Origin of the sequence: Streptomyces sp. 147326 (assembly GCF_045000215.1) — a bacterium.
Lineage (GTDB): Bacteria > Actinomycetota > Actinomycetes > Streptomycetales > Streptomycetaceae > Streptomyces.
This window is the reverse complement of the sequence record NZ_CP134201.1, coordinates 2,665,001-2,681,588: the sequence shown is the minus strand read 5'-3', so window position 1 is coordinate 2,681,588 and position 16,588 is coordinate 2,665,001. Positions and strand designations below refer to the sequence as shown.

The 16,588-nt window shown below is 70.0% G+C and carries 12 protein-coding genes; 9 read left to right on the top strand and 3 right to left on the bottom strand.

What is annotated here, in order from left to right; translation table 11 throughout:
- Nucleotides 1–100: 100 nt before the first annotated feature.
- A complete protein-coding gene (gene eccCa, locus RIU97_RS11575; RefSeq protein ID WP_404955886.1) occupies nt 101–4,057 on the bottom strand; it encodes a type VII secretion protein EccCa in 3,957 nt (1,318 codons plus the stop codon).
- A 195-nt stretch (nt 4,058–4,252) separates the two neighbouring features.
- Here eccCa and eccD point away from each other — a divergent pair, with 195 nt between their 5' ends.
- From eccD to RIU97_RS11545, 6 genes are all read left to right on the top strand, one after another.
- A complete protein-coding gene (eccD, locus tag RIU97_RS11570; protein WP_404955883.1) occupies nt 4,253–5,761 on the top strand; it encodes a type VII secretion integral membrane protein EccD in 1,509 nt (502 codons plus the stop codon).
- 183 nt (nt 5,762–5,944) lie between these two features.
- Nucleotides 5,945–6,232, top strand: a complete 288-nt coding sequence (gene rpsO, locus RIU97_RS11565) for a 30S ribosomal protein S15 (RefSeq protein ID WP_030011220.1) — start codon at nt 5,945–5,947, stop codon at nt 6,230–6,232.
- A 305-nt stretch (nt 6,233–6,537) separates the two neighbouring features.
- On the top strand, nt 6,538–8,769 hold the full coding sequence (locus tag RIU97_RS11560) for a polyribonucleotide nucleotidyltransferase (protein ID WP_383563917.1): 2,232 nt from the start codon (nt 6,538–6,540) through the stop codon (nt 8,767–8,769).
- A complete protein-coding gene (locus RIU97_RS11555) occupies nt 8,766–10,145 on the top strand; it encodes a M16 family metallopeptidase (protein ID WP_404955880.1) in 1,380 nt (459 codons plus the stop codon). The genes RIU97_RS11560 and RIU97_RS11555 overlap by 4 nt, the downstream gene beginning before the upstream one ends.
- A 25-nt stretch (nt 10,146–10,170) precedes the next feature.
- A complete protein-coding gene (gene dapB / locus RIU97_RS11550; RefSeq protein ID WP_361766140.1) occupies nt 10,171–10,923 on the top strand; it encodes a 4-hydroxy-tetrahydrodipicolinate reductase in 753 nt (250 codons plus the stop codon).
- Between the two features lie 16 nt (nt 10,924–10,939).
- Entirely contained in the window at nt 10,940–11,392 is a 453-nt protein-coding gene (locus RIU97_RS11545; protein ID WP_327416744.1) for a hypothetical protein, read from the top strand.
- A gap of 35 nt (nt 11,393–11,427) precedes the next feature.
- On the opposite strand, the gene RIU97_RS11540 is transcribed toward RIU97_RS11545, so the two are convergent.
- Nucleotides 11,428–11,991, bottom strand: coding sequence for a hypothetical protein (locus RIU97_RS11540; RefSeq protein ID WP_404955877.1), 564 nt, complete (start codon nt 11,989–11,991; stop codon nt 11,428–11,430).
- Between the two features lie 48 nt (nt 11,992–12,039).
- Nucleotides 12,040–12,279, bottom strand: a complete 240-nt coding sequence (locus RIU97_RS11535; RefSeq protein ID WP_404955875.1) for a hypothetical protein — start codon at nt 12,277–12,279, stop codon at nt 12,040–12,042.
- 213 nt (nt 12,280–12,492) lie between these two features.
- Between RIU97_RS11535 and thyX the strand changes: the two genes are divergently transcribed.
- The 3 genes from thyX to RIU97_RS11520 all read left to right on the top strand — a co-directional run bounded on the left by thyX (nt 12,493) and on the right by RIU97_RS11520 (nt 16,171).
- A complete protein-coding gene (gene thyX / locus RIU97_RS11530) occupies nt 12,493–13,233 on the top strand; it encodes an FAD-dependent thymidylate synthase (protein WP_362804169.1) in 741 nt (246 codons plus the stop codon).
- Nucleotides 13,234–13,462: 229 nt separating this feature from the next.
- The gene (dapA, locus tag RIU97_RS11525) at nt 13,463–14,362 is read left to right on the top strand and encodes a 4-hydroxy-tetrahydrodipicolinate synthase (RefSeq protein ID WP_383563832.1); all 900 of its coding nucleotides are present in this window, start codon (nt 13,463–13,465) and stop codon (nt 14,360–14,362) included.
- 123 nt (nt 14,363–14,485) lie between these two features.
- The gene (locus tag RIU97_RS11520; RefSeq protein ID WP_404955872.1) at nt 14,486–16,171 is read left to right on the top strand and encodes a ribonuclease J; all 1,686 of its coding nucleotides are present in this window, start codon (nt 14,486–14,488) and stop codon (nt 16,169–16,171) included.
- Nucleotides 16,172–16,588 lie beyond the last annotated feature (417 nt).

The following is a 16,588-nucleotide window of genomic DNA, read 5'->3' as shown; positions in this document are numbered from 1 at the left end:
ACCGCCGATTATCGGGGCTGCGCCGCCGACCGGGATGAGTTTCCACCCGATCCTTCCCGGTGGCCGGCCCCTGACAGATGTCCGGCCACCGGGAAGACGATCACATATGGCCCGGCATCCGCCCGAGCTGCACCAGCGACGTCCCCCGCCTGCGCGAGGCGAAGTACGCCCGGCCCGGCGGCATCGGACGCGGCCGCACGGTGCCGACCAGGTCGCCCTCGGACGGGTCGCCGGACAGGACGATGCCCTGCGCGCCCAGCTCCTTGATCCGCTGCATGAACGGCTCGTACATCGAACGCGAGGCACCCGCCGAGTTGCGGGCGATGATGAAGCGGACGCCCGTGTCCCGCGCGAACGGCAGGAACTCCACCAGCGGCGCGAGCGGATTGCCCTGACTGGTGGCCACCAGGTCGAAGTCGTCGATCACGATGTACACGTCCGGGCCCGTCCACCAGCTGCGGTCGCGCAGCTGCTGCGGGGTGACGTCGGTCGGCGGCTGCCGGCGCGAGAACACCCCGCCCAGCGCCTCCATGTGCATCTGCAGGGAGCTCGCCATCGGCGCGTACTCCAGCAGGTGCTCCTCCGGCAGCGCCCCGAGCAGGCTGCGCCGGTAGTCGCCCACGACCAGCCGCGCCTGGTCCGGCGTGTAGCGCTCGGCAATCTGCTTCGCGATGAGCCGCAGCAGGTTCGTCTTGCCCGACTCGCTCTCGCCGAACACGAGGAGGAAGGGGTCGGACTCGAAGTCGACGAAGACCGGCTCCAGGTCGTTCTCGTCGATGCCGATCGCGATCCCGCGGCCGGGGAACTCCCCGCCCTTGGGCAGCTGGTCCGAGTGGAGCAGCCGCGGCAGCAGCCGTACGCCGGGAGCCGACTGGCCCGACCAGTTCTGCTTCACCGCCTCCACGAAGGCCGTCGTGGCCTCGGACAGGTCCCCGGCCTCGTGCGAGCCGTCGATCCGCGGGAGCGCGCCGAGGAAGTGCAGCTTCTCCGCCACCTGGCCGCGGCCCGGCATTCCGGGCGGGACGTTCGCCGCGACCTTCCGGTCGAACTCGGAGTCCATGGTGTCGCCGAGCCGCAGCTCCAGCCGGCTGAGCATCTGGTCCTTGAGCGCGGCCCGCACCTCCATGTAGCGCGCCGCCGTGATCACCACGTGGATGCCGTAGCCCAGACCGCGGGACGCGATGTCCGTGACGATCTGCTCCAGGCCCTCGTACTCGCCCTTGAAGTTGCCCCAGCCGTCGACGATCAGGAACACGTCGCCCCACGGCTCACCGGGCAGGTCGCCCGCTGCCCGGCGCCGCCGGTAGGTGCCGATCGAGTCGATGTTGTTCGCGCGGAAGAACTCCTCGCGGCGGTTGAGGATGCCCCCGACCTCCGCGACCGTACGCCGTACCCGCTCCGGGTCCAGGCGCGAGGCGATCCCGCCCACGTGCGGCAGCTCGGCCACCGCCGACAGGCTGCCGCCACCGAAGTCCAGCCCGTAGAACTGCACTTCGCGCGGGGTGTGGGTGAGCGCGAAGGAGGCGATCAGCGTCCGCATCAGCGTCGACTTGCCCGACTGCGGACCGCCGACGACCATCATGTGGCCCGCCGCACCCGAGAAGTCCCGGTACAGCACCTCGCGCCGCTGCTCGAAGGGCTTGTCGATGAGGCCGAGCGGCACCACGAGCCCGCCGGGCCGCGTGTACCCGTCCGCGTGCAGCCCCCGCTCCGCGCTCGGCGCCAGCGCCGGCAGCAACTGGTCCAGCGGCGGAGCCTGGTCGAGCGGCGGCAGCCACACCTGGTGCGCCGGCACCCCCTGCCCCTCCAGCCGGCTCACGATCACGTCGAGCACCGTGTCCGCGAGCGCGTCGTCCTCCCGCGGAGCCTGCGCCGCCAGGTACGCCGGGTCCGGAGCCGCGTACACCACCGGCACCGGAGCCGCCGTGAACAGTGCGGGGCGCCGCTCCACCGGGAACAGCCCCACCGACAGATCCGGCCCGCCCGAGCGGTAGGTGCCCGACACGTACGCCGCCTTGAAGCGGGTCATCTCGTCCGTACCGAACTTCAGGTACCCCGAACCGGGCACCGACGGCAGGTGGTAGGCGTCCGGCACGCCGATCGCCGTCCGCGACTCCGCCGCCGAGAAGGTCCGCAGACCGATCCGGTACGACAGGTACGTGTCGAGGCCGCGCAGCTTGCCCTCCTCCAGGCGCTGCGAGGCCAGCAGCAGGTGCACGCCCAGCGACCGGCCGATGCGGCCGATCTGGATGAACATGTCGATGAAGTCCGGCTTCGCCGTCAGCAGCTCGCTGAACTCGTCGATGACCAGCACCAGCGAGGCCAGCGGCTCCAGCGGGGCACCGGCCGCGCGGGCCTTCTCGTAGTCGTGGATGTTGGCGTAGTTGCCCGCCGAGCGCAGCAGCTCCTGACGGCGCTGCAGCTCGCCGCGGATCGAGTCGCCCATGCGGTCCACGAGCGTCAGGTCGTCCGCCAGGTTGGTGATGACGGCCGCGACGTGCGGCATCTGCCCCATGCCGGTGAAGGTCGCACCGCCCTTGAAGTCGGCGAGCACGAAGTTCAGCGTCTCCGAGGTGTGCGTGACCGCCAGACCCAGCACCAGCGTGCGCAGCAGCTCCGACTTGCCGGAACCGGTCGCGCCCACGCACAGACCGTGCGGGCCCATGCCCTCCTGCGCGGCCTCCTTCAGGTCCAGCATGACCGGGGCGCCGCCCTCGCCGACACCGATCGGCACGCGCAGCCGCTCACCGGCCGACCTCGGCCGCCAGGTCCGCGCCACGTCCACCGCGGCCGCGTCGCCCAGGTTCAGCAGGTCCGTGAAGTCGAGGTTGGCGAGCAGCGGCTCGTCGTCGTCCCCGCCGCCCGTGCGCATCGGCGCCAACTGCCGGGCCAGCGCCTCAGCCGCGGGCAGCGACAGCGTGTCCGGGACGCCCTCGTACGCGACCCCGCCGCCGGACTCCAGGCGCAGCCGGCCCGGCCGCACCACGACCGACAGCCCGCCGCGCGGCTCGTCCAGCTCGCCCGCGACCACCTCGACGATGGTGACGCCCTGCAGCCCCTCGGCCGCCGCGAACACCGAGTCCGGCGGCACCATGCCGCCGTCCAGCACGACCACCAGGTGCGGCTGGTCCAGGACCGGGGAAACGTCCCGGCTGAACCGCGGCCGGCCCTCCAGCCGGGCCCCCAGCAGCCCCTCCAGCTCGGCGAGGTCGTCGCCGAACAGCCGCTTCGTACCGGCTCCGTCGACCTGGCCCGGGACCTGCGTGTGCGGCAGCCACTTCGTCCAGTCCCACGAGGGCACCGCACCCGGCGCGGCCACCACGGCCACCATCAGGTCCTCGGGGGAGTGCAGCGTCGCCAGCTGCGCGACCATCGCCCGCGCCGTACTGCGCGCCGAGTCCGGCTCCCCGGAGACCGTCACGTGGTAGAACGCCCGGATCGACAGCGCCACCGGCAGCCCGTCCAGCGACGAGTGCACCTTCAGGAAGCGCTGCATCGCGCCCGCCGTCAGCGGCTCCAGCTCGTCCACCGGCGCCGTCTCCGGCGCCACCAGCGTGGTCGCCAGCCGCTGCGCGCCCAGCCCGAGCCGGGCCTGCCCGAAGTCCTGGTCGCCGACCCGCCGCTCCCACAGCCGCGAACCCTCCGCCACCACCGACCACAACTGCTCCGGGGCCGGGTGCAGATAGAGCTGCGCGTCGCGCTGCGCCCGCGCGGTCCTGCGTACCTGACGGCGCGTCTGCGCAAGGTATTTGAGGTAGTCCCGGCGCACATCGGCCATTTGCCCCTGCGTACCGCGCCGGTGGCGCACCAGCTGGGCGATGACCATGCCGACGGTCGACACGAGCATCAGCACACCCATGATGCGCATGAACGGTGCCGCGCCCGGCATGAAGAAGAAGACGACGGAAGAGCCCATGCCGAGCATCGGCAGGAGCTGCATCAGCATGCCTTCCTGCTGCCCGCGCGGAAGTTCGGGCGGAGCTTCCAGCCTCAGCTCTTCCGAGGGAACCTCGGGCGGCAGGGACCGCGGCGGGCGTTTGACGACGATCTGGCTCACCGGAGCATCAATCCCTCGAAAACGGACGGGACGTCATAACCGGCGCCCCCAAGTCCCGGGCGCGAAGGGGGTTCCCCCACGCGACGGTGATCCTACTTGCCGACAGTAGGGCAGACGCCCGGTAGGGTGGCGCGCGCAGCATGCGCATCCGCGAATCGTCCGCCGGTGCGGGCACCAACCAGGGGGGTCACACAGGTGAGTACGGCCGCAACGACGGGGTTCTGCAGGGTCACCGTCGTGGCTCCTGACAGCCGGATCGACGTCGCCCTCCCCGAGGACATCGCCGTCGCCGACGTCTATCCCGAGCTGCTGCGCCTCACCGGCCAGACCCAGCCCGTGGGCGCCCCGACCGGCTTCCACCTCGTACGCCGCTCCGGCACCGTCCTCGACGGCGCCCGCACACTCGCCGCCCAGCAGATCCTCGACGGCGAGGTGCTGAGCCTGCGCCCCTTCGCCGAGTCCCTGCCGCCCGCGGTGTTCGACGACGTGTCCGACGCCGTCGCCTCCGCCGTCGTCCGCGACCGGCACCGCTGGAGCGACGACATGCTGCGCGGCGCGGGCCTGGCCGGCGCCGCCCTGCTGCTCGTCATGCTCGGCTTCGTCCTCTGGTACGCCGACCCGGTCCGCCACGACATGCACGGCCTGCCCGGGATCATCGCCGGGGCCGTCGGCGTCCTGCTCACCGCCGTGGCCGGCGTCCGGGCCCGCGTCTACCGCGACCGCCTCTCCGCCGTGGCGCTCGGCCTCGGCGCCCTCCCGCACCTGCTGATCGCCGGCTCCGGGATCATCGCCCCCGCCGTCGCCGAGGGCCCCGGCCGGCTCCAGTTCCTCCTGGGCTGCGTCTGCGTCCTGGTCGCCTCCGTCGCGCTGGTCGCGCTCACCCCCAGCGGTGACGCCCCCTTCGTCGCGGCCACCTTCGTCGCCGCCACCGGAACGCTCGCCACTTTCGTCGCCATCGCCACCGAGGCGTCCGCGACCCACACCGCCGCCGCCTGCGCCCCCGTCGCCATCGGGCTCGTCGCCTTCCTCCCCGGCCTCTCCGCCCGCTTCGCCCGGCTGCCGATCGGCTACGCCGCCCCGCAGAGCGCCACGGAGGACTACGAGACCCCGGACCGCTACGAGACCGAGCCGTACGGTGACCAGTCCGGCTCCGACCAGCACGAGGCGGCCGGCACCCCGCTCGACGCCGAGGCGATCGCCGCCCAGGCCCGCCGCGGCCACGAGATGCTCCTCGGCCTGGTCGGCGGCTGCGCCGCCGTCGCCGTCGCGTCCGCCGCCGTCCTCGGCTTCTCCGACAACACCTGGGGCCGCCTGCTGGCCCTCGCCACCGGCCTCGCCATGCTGCTGCGCGCCCGCCTCTTCCGCTACACCTCCCAGGTGGTGTGCGCCCTGGCCGCCGGTCTCGCCGCCGTCGCCCTGCTGATCCTGGGCATGGCCCTGCACCCGCCGGTCGACCTGATCGAGGCCCTGGTCCTCGAGCAGGACCGCAGCGGCCTGGACCTCCGTACGATCTGGCTGACCGCCGCCGTCGCGGCCGGCGCGGCCCTCCTCGCGGGAATTGCGCTTGTCATCCCGAGCAAGGGTCTGTCACCCTTCTGGGGAAGGCTGCTCGACCTCACCGAGGCGGCGGTCCTGCTCAGCCTGGTGCCCCTGACCCTGGCCGTGCTGGTCGTTTACTCCCGGGCCCGCGCTCTCACCAGCTGAGACGCCGCGTCCCGGCAGCCTGGTACGCTGTGTGACGGCCGTTTGTGTACGCGTCCCCCGGATCCTGTTCCAAGGGTCTGTGGACTGCGCTCAGCGGACCCCGCCTCCCGAGTAACGGAAGCTCCCCAGAGACTCAGACCTGGGGCACTCGGTGGCAACGAAGACCTAAAACGAGGAGTACGCGTGCCGCTCGACGCCGCTACGAAGAAGCAGATCATCACCGAGTTCGGTGCCAAGGAGGGCGACACCGGCTCCCCCGAGGTCCAGGTTGCGATGCTCTCCCGCCGCATCTCGGACCTGACCGAGCACCTCAAGACGCACAAGCACGACCACCACTCCCGTCGTGGTCTGCTGATCCTGGTCGGCCAGCGTCGCCGCCTGCTGCAGTACCTGGCCAAGAAGGACATCCAGCGCTTCCGTACGCTGGTCGAGCGCCTCGGCATCCGCCGCGGTGCGGCCGGCGCCAAGTAACACGCCGTGAAGGGAGCGGTTCCCACATCAGGGGGCCGCTCCCTTTGCTGTACGTGCGCACCGGACCGGACCCTTTGTAGTCTGGAACGGACGCACGTGCGCGTCTGAGGAAGACGCGCACAACTGAAGAGGAGGAGCGCCCTCCCACGCCGCCGGTCCTCGGTAGTGGCACCCGGAATGCCCCAGGGGGGCAACGAACCGGATGCTTCGATCGAAGACCGGCCCGCACGCCAGGAGCGCTTCTCCGCAACCGTCCACCGCCACACGGGCGGCGGACGGAGACGACGAAAATGGAGAAAACGCTAGTGGAGAACGAGACCCACTACGCCGAGGCCGTCATTGACAACGGTTCCTTCGGCACCCGCACCATCCGCTTCGAGACGGGCCGTCTGGCCCGCCAGGCCGCCGGCTCCGCCGTTGCCTACCTGGACGACGACACGATGGTGCTGTCCGCCACCACCGCGTCGAAGAAGCCCAAGGACCAGCTCGACTTCTTCCCCCTGACGGTGGACGTCGAGGAGCGGCAGTACGCGGCCGGCAAGATCCCCGGCTCCTTCTTCCGTCGTGAGGGCCGGCCCTCCGAGGACGCGATCCTCACCTGCCGCCTGATCGACCGCCCGCTGCGCCCGTCCTTCAAGAAGGGCCTGCGCAACGAGATCCAGGTCGTCGCGACGATCATGGCGCTCAACCCCGACCACCTGTACGACGTCGTGGCGATCAACGCCGCCTCCGCGTCCACCCAGCTGGCCGGCCTGCCCTTCTCCGGCCCGATCGGCGGCGTCCGCGTCGCGCTGATCCGCGGCCAGTGGGTGGCCTTCCCGACGCACACCGAGCTCGAGGACGCCGTCTTCGACATGGTGGTCGCGGGCCGCGTCCTGGAGGACGGCGACGTCGCGATCATGATGGTCGAGGCCGAGGCCACCGAGAAGACCATCGCCCTCGTCAAGGGCGGCGCCCAGGCGCCGACCGAGGAGATCGTGGCCTCCGGCCTCGACGCCGCGAAGCCGTTCATCAAGGTCCTCTGCAAGGCCCAGGCCGACCTGGCCGCCAAGGCCGCGAAGCCCGAGGGCGAGTTCCCGGTCTTCCTGGACTACCAGGACGACGTGTACGAGGCCCTCGCGGCCGCCGTCAAGGGTGACCTCTCCCAGGCGCTGACCATCGCGGGCAAGCAGGACCGCGAGGCCGAGCTGGACCGCGTCAAGGAGATCGCCGCCGAGAAGCTCCTCCCGGCCTTCGAGGGCCGCGAGAAGGAGATCTCCGCCGCCTACCGCAGCCTGACCAAGGCCCTGGTCCGCGAGCGCGTCATCAAGGACAAGGTCCGCATCGACGGCCGCGGGCTCACGGACATCCGTACCCTCGCCGCCGAGGTCGAGGCCATCCCGCGCGTGCACGGCTCGGCGCTGTTCGAGCGTGGCGAGACCCAGATCCTGGGCGTCACCACCCTCAACATGCTCCGCATGGAGCAGCAGCTGGACACCCTCTCCCCGGTGACCCGCAAGCGCTACATGCACAACTACAACTTCCCGCCGTACTCCGTCGGTGAGACCGGCCGCGTCGGTTCGCCGAAGCGCCGCGAGATCGGCCACGGCGCGCTCGCCGAGCGCGCGATCGTGCCGGTCCTCCCGACCCGCGAGGAGTTCCCGTACGCGATCCGTCAGGTGTCCGAGGCCCTCGGCTCCAACGGTTCGACGTCCATGGGCTCGGTCTGCGCCTCCACCATGTCGCTGCTGAACGCCGGTGTGCCCCTCAAGGCCCCCGTCGCCGGTATCGCCATGGGCCTGATCTCCCAGGAGATCGACGGCAAGACCCACTACGTCGCCCTCACCGACATCCTCGGTGCGGAGGACGCCTTCGGCGACATGGACTTCAAGGTCGCCGGCACCAAGGAGTTCGTCACCGCGCTCCAGCTGGACACCAAGCTCGACGGCATCCCGGCCTCCGTCCTGGCCGCCGCCCTCAAGCAGGCCCGCGACGCCCGCCTCCACATCCTCGACGTGATGATGGAAGCGATCGACACGCCGGACGCCATGTCCCCGTTCGCTCCGCGGATCATCACCGTCAAGATCCCGGTGGACAAGATCGGTGAGGTCATCGGCCCCAAGGGCAAGATGATCAACCAGATCCAGGAGGACACCGGCGCCGAGATCACGATCGAGGACGACGGCACCATCTACATCGGTGCCTCCGACGGCCCGGCCGCCGAAGCCGCCCGCGCCACGATCAACAGCATCGCCAACCCGACCATGCCGGAGGTCGGCGAGCGCTACCTGGGTACGGTCGTCAAGACCACCACCTTCGGTGCCTTCGTCTCCCTGATGCCCGGCAAGGACGGCCTCCTGCACATCTCGCAGATCCGCAAGCTCGCCGGTGGCAAGCGCGTGGAGAACGTCGAGGACGTGCTCGCGGTCGGCACCAAGGTCCAGGTGGAGATCGCCGAGATCGACCAGCGCGGCAAGCTCTCCCTGATCCCCGTGATCGACGGCGAATCTGCAGGTGACGCCGACAATGACGCTGACAAGGACGACTCCGACAAGTGATGTCGCGTAGTTCCCGTGTGACGGCCCGCCCCTCTTCGGAGGGGCGGGCCGTCGCCCGTACCCAAACCCTCCTCAAGGGCCAGAACGGCATCGGCACCGTCCGGCGCACGGTCCTGCCCGGCGGACTGCGCATCGTCACCGAGACGCTGCCCTCCGTCCGCTCCGCCACCTTCGGCATCTGGGCGCACGTCGGCTCCCGTGACGAGACGCCCACGCTCAACGGGGCCACGCACTACCTGGAGCACCTCCTCTTCAAGGGCACGCACCAGCGCAGCGCCCTCGACATCTCTTCCGCGATCGACGCGGTCGGCGGCGAGATGAACGCCTTCACGGCGAAGGAGTACACCTGCTACTACGCCCGGGTGCTCGACACCGACCTGCCGCTCGCCATCGACGTGGTCTGCGACATGCTCACCGGCTCGCTGATCCGCGAGGAGGACGTCGACGCCGAGCGCGGAGTCATCCTCGAAGAGATCGCGATGACCGAGGACGACCCGGGGGACATGGTCCACGACCTGTTCGCGCAGACCATGTACGGGGACACCCCCCTGGGCCGCCCCGTCCTCGGCACCGTCGACACGATCAACGCCCTGGGCGCCGACCGGATCCGCCGCTTCTACAAGAAGCACTACGACCCGACCCACCTCGTCGTGGCCGCCGCCGGCAACGTCGACCACAACAAGGTCGTACGCCAGGTCCGCGCCGCCTTCGAGGAGGCCGGAGCCCTCGGCCGCACCGACGCCGAGCCGATCGGCCCGCGCGGCGGCGCCAAGCGCATCCGCACCGCCGGCCGCGTCGAGCTGGTGAACCGCAAGACCGAGCAGGCCCACGTGGTCCTCGGCATGCCGGGCATCGCCCGCACCGACGAGCGCCGCTGGGCGCTGGGCGTGCTGAACACCGCCCTCGGCGGCGGCATGTCCTCCCGGCTCTTCCAGGAGGTCCGGGAGAAGCGCGGCCTGGCCTACAGCGTGTACTCGTACACCTCGGCCTTCGCCGACACCGGCCTCTTCGGCGTGTACGCGGGCTGCCGGCCCAACCAGGTCCACGACGTGCTCCGGATCTGCCGCGAGGAGCTCGACAAGGTCGCGACCGAAGGACTGGCCGACGAGGAGATCAAGCGGGCCATCGGCCAGCTGTCCGGCTCCACCGTCCTCGGTCTGGAGGACACCGGCGCGATCATGAACCGCATCGGCAAGAGCGAGCTGTGCTGGGGCGACCAGATGTCGGTCGACGACATGCTGGCCCGGATCGCCGCGGTGACCCCGGACGACGTCCGCTCGGTCGCACAGGATGTACTGGCCCAGCGGCCCTCGCTCGCGGTGATCGGCCCGCTGAAGGAGAAGCAGGCCGCGCGTCTCGACGAAGCGGTCGCCTAGTTCCGTACGTGAGTAAGGAAGCAACATGAGCAAGCTGCGCGTGGCAGTCCTGGGCGCCAAGGGCCGCATCGGCGCCGAGGCGGTCAAGGCGGTCGAGGCCGCCGACGACATGGAGCTGGTGGCCGCCCTCGGCCGCGGCGACAAGCTGGAGACGCTGGCCGAGGCCGGCGCCCAGGTCGCGGTCGAGCTGACCACCCCGGCCTCGGTGATGGGGAACCTGGACTTCCTCATCCGCCACGGCATCCACGGAGTGGTCGGCACCACCGGCTGGACCGAGGACCGCCTCGCCCAGCTGAACACCTGGCTCGCCGGCTCCCCGGAGACCGGTGTGCTCATCGCCCCGAACTTCTCCATCGGCGCCGTCCTCACCATGAAGTTCGCCGCCCAGGCCGCCCGCTACTTCGAGTCCGTCGAGGTCGTCGAGCTGCACCACCCCAACAAGGTGGACGCCCCCTCCGGTACGGCGACCCGTACGGCGCAGCTCATCGCGGCCGCCCGCGCCGAGGCCGGCCTCGGCGCGCAGCCCGACGCCACCGCCACGGCCCTCGACGGGGCCCGCGGCGCGGACGTCGACGGCGTCCCGGTGCACGCCGTCCGCCTGCGCGGGCTGCTGGCCCACCAGGAGGTGCTCCTCGGCGGCGAGGGCGAGACCCTGACCATCCGTCACGACTCCCTGCACCACAGCAGCTTCATGCCGGGCATCCTGCTCGGTGCGCGCCGCGTGACGCAGACCCCGGGCCTCACGTTCGGCCTGGAACACTTCCTCGACCTGGGCTGACCGGACTGATTTCACGATGCGCGCGAAGATCACGTACTTCCTCACGGCCGCCGTCCTGGTCGTCTACTTCGTCCTGGTCGGCAGCCGGGGCCTGATGCTGATCCAGCACGGCACCTGGCTCACCGTCACCTTCGGTGTGGCCGTGCTGATCCTGCCGGTCATCGGCGTCTGGTTCCTCTGGAAGAACACGCAGTTCGTCACCAGGGCCAACCACCTCGCGACCGAGCTGGAGGCCGAGGGCGGACTGCCCGTCGACGAGCTGGAGCGCGACACGTACGGGCGGATCCTGCGGGACTCCGCCGACGAGGTCTTCGCGCGCCGCAAGGCCGAGACCGAGGACGCGCCGGGGGACTGGCGCAGCTGGTTCCGGCTCGCGGTCGCCTACCACGACGCCCGGGACACCCCGCGGGCGCGCAAGGCCATGCAGCGGGCGATCGCCCTGCACGACAAGAAGCCCGTACAGGTCTGACACCTGTACGGGCTTCCCGGGCGCGCCGGGGCGGATCAGGCGGGCACGGGACGGTACTCGTCGGCCCAGGCACCCACCGTGTCGGCCGCCCGGTCGAAGGCCTCGGCCCGCGACAGGAAATCGGCGTTGTGGTCGGTCAGCAGCACCGGCGCGGCCAGCTCCGCGCCGTCGCGCCCGGACATCGTCAGCGCCTGCCCCTGTACGGTCCTCGGCAGCCCGAGCCAGCGCACCGGCTGCTGCACCGTACGGACCTCGGCGATCTCGCTCCACTTGACCGTGCGGGTCACGAGGAAGCCGACCCGGCGCAGTCCCGTACGGCTCACCCACACGCCCACGCGCAGCGTCTGCACGGCCGACCCGACGACCGAGAGGGCGGCCGCCAGGCAGACGCCGGCCCCGCCCCACGCACCCGCGAAGGCGATGATCATCGTGGCCAGCAGCATGAAGGCGGACAGCAGGAGCAGCAGCGCGGCGATCGCCACGCGCCAGGGGCCGGGCCGGTAGGGACGGCGCCAGCGGTCGTGGTCGGCATGGGCCAGGACCTCGTCGTCGTCATCCGCATCGGATGCGCCGTCGGCCGTCAGGAAGGGCAGGGGCACGGCTGGACCTCACTCACATGCACGTTCGGTTGGACTGTGCCCGTGAGGCTACCGCCCCTCGGACGCCTCCGACTGCTGCGACTTCTCCGGTGCCTTGTTCGGCTGCAGCGCGGGCATGCCGAAGAGCAGTGAGCTGGCGAGCCCCGCAACCACGGTCAGTCCGACCAGACTACGGGCGGCCATCTGGGTCCGGCTCGGACGCTCGCGCGGCGGCGGAGTGACGTTGCTTCGGAAACGGTCGGCCTCGGAGACGAAAGCGAACGGGACGGCTTCGCGCCGGAGGAACATCAGAGCGAATCTCCTCGGGGTGGTGGGGTGGGGGTTCTGTCATGTAGGACGAACGAACCGGTCAATCGGTGCCGGATTTCGGGACATTCACCAGATTTCATGGCTGTGCGTCAGCTGTGCGGGGTCCGCCGTGCGCGTGCGATTGCGCGAGGACCCGCGAGGGGCGCCGTAGAGTGGGCGCGCCCCAGGAACGCACGTTTGGAAGGACCCCCGGTGAGCGAGACCGCCGCTTCAGATCTGAAACCCAGCTTCCGCAGTGACGTGACGGTGGAGCTGGTGAAGCACTCCGCCGCCGACTCCGACGTGCTGTGGGCCGCGCGCGTCTCCACGGCCGGCGAGCAGTCCCTGGAGGAGCTGCAGAAGGACCCGGAGCGTTCCAAGGGCCTGATCAACTACCTGATGCGCGACCGCCACGGCAGCCCCTTCGAGCACAACTCGATGACCTTCTTCATCAGCGCCCCGATCTTCGTCTTCCGCGAGTTCATGCGCCACCGCGTGGGCTGGTCGTACAACGAGGAATCGGGCCGCTACAGGGAGCTGGAGCCGGTCTTCTACGTTCCGGACGCCGAGCGCAAGCTGGTCCAGGAGGGCCGCCCGGGCAAGTACGTCTTCGTCGAGGGCACCCAGGCGCAGCAGGAGCTGACCGGCCGCGTCATGGAGGACTCCTACGTGCGGGCCTACGAGGCCTACCAGGAGATGCTCGCCGCGGGCGTGGCCCGGGAAGTTGCCCGTTCGGTCCTGCCGGTCGGTCTTTTCTCCTCGATGTACGCCACCTGCAACGCGCGCTCGCTGATGCACTTCCTCGGCCTGCGCACCCAGCACGAGCTCGCGGCCGTGCCGTCCTTCCCGCAGCGGGAGATCGAGATGGTCGGCGAGAAGATGGAGCAGCACTGGGCGAAGCTCATGCCGCTCACGTACGCGGCCTACAACGGCAACGGGCGCGTTGCCCCGTAAGGCCCGTTGCTCCCGCAGCGTACAGATGTGCTGCGTCAAGTCCCAAGTGTCCGTATTGCGACGTTTCGTAAACTTCATCTAGGCTGATCAAACGGACCCGGCACTGCTTGAACCCCCGAGCAGGCAGTGCCGGCGTCCAACACCTCCCCCCGGCCGCCGCCGGGCGGCACACCCCGTTGACGTCCCCCGAGGGGACCGCGCGAGCATGGCAGCGAGTAGCGTGTTACCCATGGCTCCGATCTCGACTCCGCAGACCCCCTTCGGGCGGGTCCTCACCGCCATGATCACGCCGTTTACGGCGGATGGCGCACTCGACCTCGACGGCGCGCAGCAGCTCGCCGTCCACCTGGTGGACGCAGGCAACGACGGCCTGATCATCAACGGCACCACCGGTGAGTCGCCGACCACCACCGACGCGGAGAAAAACGACCTCGTACGAGCCGTGCTCGAAGCCGTCGGAGACCGCGCCCACGTGGTCGCCGGCATCGGTACCAACGACACCCGCCACACGCTGGAACTGGCCCGCCAGGCCGAGCGCACCGGCGCCCACGGCCTGCTCGCCGTCACCCCGTACTACAGCAAGCCGCCGCAGGAAGGCCTCTACCGGCACTTCTCGGCCATCGCGGACGCCACCGAGCTGCCGGTCATGCTCTACGACATCCCCGGCCGCAGTGGTGTCCCGATCGAGACGGAAACTCTCGTACGGCTCGCCGAGCACCCCCGTATCGTGGCCAACAAGGACGCCAAGGGCGACCTCGGCCGCGCCAGCTGGGCCATCGCGCAGAGCGGCCTGGCCTGGTACTCGGGCGACGACATGCTGAACCTGCCGCTCCTCTCGGTCGGCGCGGTCGGCTTCGTCTCCGTGGTCGGCCACGTGGTCACCCCCGAGCTGCGCGCCATGCTGGAGGCCCACCTGGGCGGAGACGTCCAGAAGGCCGCCGAGATCCACCAGAAGCTGCTCCCGGTCTTCACCGGCATGTTCCGCACCCAGGGCGTGATGACCACCAAGGGCGCGCTGAACCTGCAGGGGCTGCCCGCGGGCCCGCTCCGGCTGCCGCTGATCGAACTGACCGCCGAAGAGACGGCGCAGCTCAAGATCGATCTTGCCGCCGGCGGGGTACAGCTCTGAACAACAGACTTCACAACTGAATAAGCACGACGAACAAATACGGAACAGACAACAGCAAGTGCACGAATGACATGCGCGCCACGTGCCTTCCGGGTACGTGGCGTGCGTGGTGAGGAGACACTTTTGAGCCATCCGCATCCGGAACTCGGTCCGCCGCCGAAGCTGCCCAAGGGCGGCCTCAGAGTCACCCCCCTGGGTGGTCTCGGCGAGATCGGCCGCAACATGACCGTCTTCGAGTTCGACGGCCGCCTGCTGATCGTCGACTGCGGCGTCCTCTTCCCCGAGGAGGAGCAGCCGGGCATCGACCTGATCCTGCCGGACTTCACGTCCATCCGGGACCGCCTCGACGACATCGAGGGCATCGTGCTCACGCACGGTCACGAGGACCACATCGGCGCCGTCCCCTACCTCCTCCGGGAGAAGCCGGACATCCCGCTGATCGGCTCCAAGCTGACGCTGGCCCTCATCGAGGCGAAGCTCCAGGAGCACCGCATCCGCCCCTACACCCTCGAGGTGAAGGAAGGCGAGCGCGAGAGCCTGGGTCCCTTCGACTGCGAGTTCATCGCGGTCAACCACTCCATCCCCGACGCCCTGGCCGTCGCGATCCGGACCCCCGCGGGCCTGGTCGTCGCCACCGGCGACTTCAAGATGGACCAGCTCCCGCTGGACAAGCGCCTCACCGACCTGCACGCCTTCGCGCGTCTGAGCGAAGAGGGCATCGACCTCCTCCTCTCGGACTCGACGAACGCCGAGGTCCCGGGCTTCGTCCCGCCCGAGCGCGAGATCTCCAACGTCCTGCGCACGGTGTTCGCGAACGCCCACAACCGGATCATCGTGGCCAGCTTCGCCAGCCACGTGCACCGGATCCAGCAGATCCTGGACGCCGCGCACGAGTACGGCCGCCGGGTCGCCTTCGTGGGCCGCTCGATGGTCCGCAACATGGGCATCGCCCGTGACCTGGGCTACCTGAAGGTCCCGGCCGGTCTCGTCGTGGACGTCAAGACCCTCGACGACCTGCCGGCCCACGAGGTCGTCCTGGTCTGCACGGGTTCGCAGGGCGAGCCGATGGCGGCCCTGTCCCGCATGGCCAACCGCGACCACCAGATCCGGATCGTCCCCGGCGACACCGTGATCCTGGCGTCGTCCCTGATCCCGGGCAACGAGAACGCGGTCTACCGCGTGATCAACGGCCTCACCCGCTGGGGCGCCAACGTCGTGCACAAGGGCAACGCCAAGGTGCACGTCTCGGGCCACGCCTCGGCCGGCGAGCTGCTGTACTTCTACAACATCTGCAAGCCGCGGAACCTGATGCCGGTCCACGGCGAATGGCGCCACCTGCGCGCCAACGCCGAGCTCGGTGCCATGACGGGCGTCCCGAAGGACCGCATCGTCATCGCGGAGGACGGCGTCGTCGTCGACCTCATCGACGGCAAGGCGCGCATCTCGGGCAAGGTCCAGGCCGGGTACGTCTACGTGGACGGTCTCTCGGTCGGCGATGTCACGGAGGTCCACCTCAAGGACCGCAAGATCCTCGGCGACGAGGGCATCATCTCGGTCTACGTCGTGGTGGACAGCACAACGGGCAAGGTCGTCAGCGGCCCGAACATCCAGGCCCGCGGCTCCGGCATCGAGGACTCGGCCTTCGGAACGGTCATCCCGAAGATCGAGGAGGCCATCGCCCGCGCAGCGGCCGACGGCGTCGCCGAGCCGCACCAGATCCAGCAGCTGATCCGCCGCACGATGGGCAAGTGGGTCTCGGACGGCTACCGCCGCCGTCCGATGATCCTCCCGGTCGTCGTCGAGGTCTGAGCCTCGCCGTAACGGCCGAACGGGAGCGGGGCAACCGGATTTGCATCCGGGGGCCCCGCTCCAGTACGTTTACGTCTCCACCTCGCACGGCACCCGGGCACACATGTGTGTCCGGACGGCTCGCGTGAGCGGGTGTGAATCCAGACCAGGGAGACCTGATAAAGTCTGATCCACCCGAAAGGGAAAGGCCCTCCGAAGGCCATCGGAATTCGAATCCAGCCGGAAACGGCCCGGAAAGAATCTGATAGAGTCGGAATCGCCGGAAAGGGAAAGCGCGAAAGCGCAGGAACTGGGAAGCGCCGAGGAAGTCGGGCCCGAAAGAGTCTGATAGAGTCGGAAACGCAAGAATACAGAACGAAAAGCCCGGAGGAAAGCCCGAGAGGGTGAGTACGAAGGAAGCGTCCGTTCCTTGAGAAC

What these genes read in the sequence shown, in the direction of transcription:
- dapB (WP_361766140.1), top strand. Translation starts at nt 10,171, where the DNA reads ATGAGCAAGCTGCGCGTGGCAGTCCTGGGCGCCAAGGGCCGCATCGGC.
- RIU97_RS11545 (WP_327416744.1), top strand. Translation starts at nt 10,940, where the DNA reads ATGCGCGCGAAGATCACGTACTTCCTCACGGCCGCCGTCCTGGTCGTC.
- RIU97_RS11535 (WP_404955875.1), bottom strand. Translation starts at nt 12,279, where the DNA reads ATGTTCCTCCGGCGCGAAGCCGTCCCGTTCGCTTTCGTCTCCGAGGCC.
- dapA (WP_383563832.1), top strand. Translation starts at nt 13,463, where the DNA reads ATGGCTCCGATCTCGACTCCGCAGACCCCCTTCGGGCGGGTCCTCACC.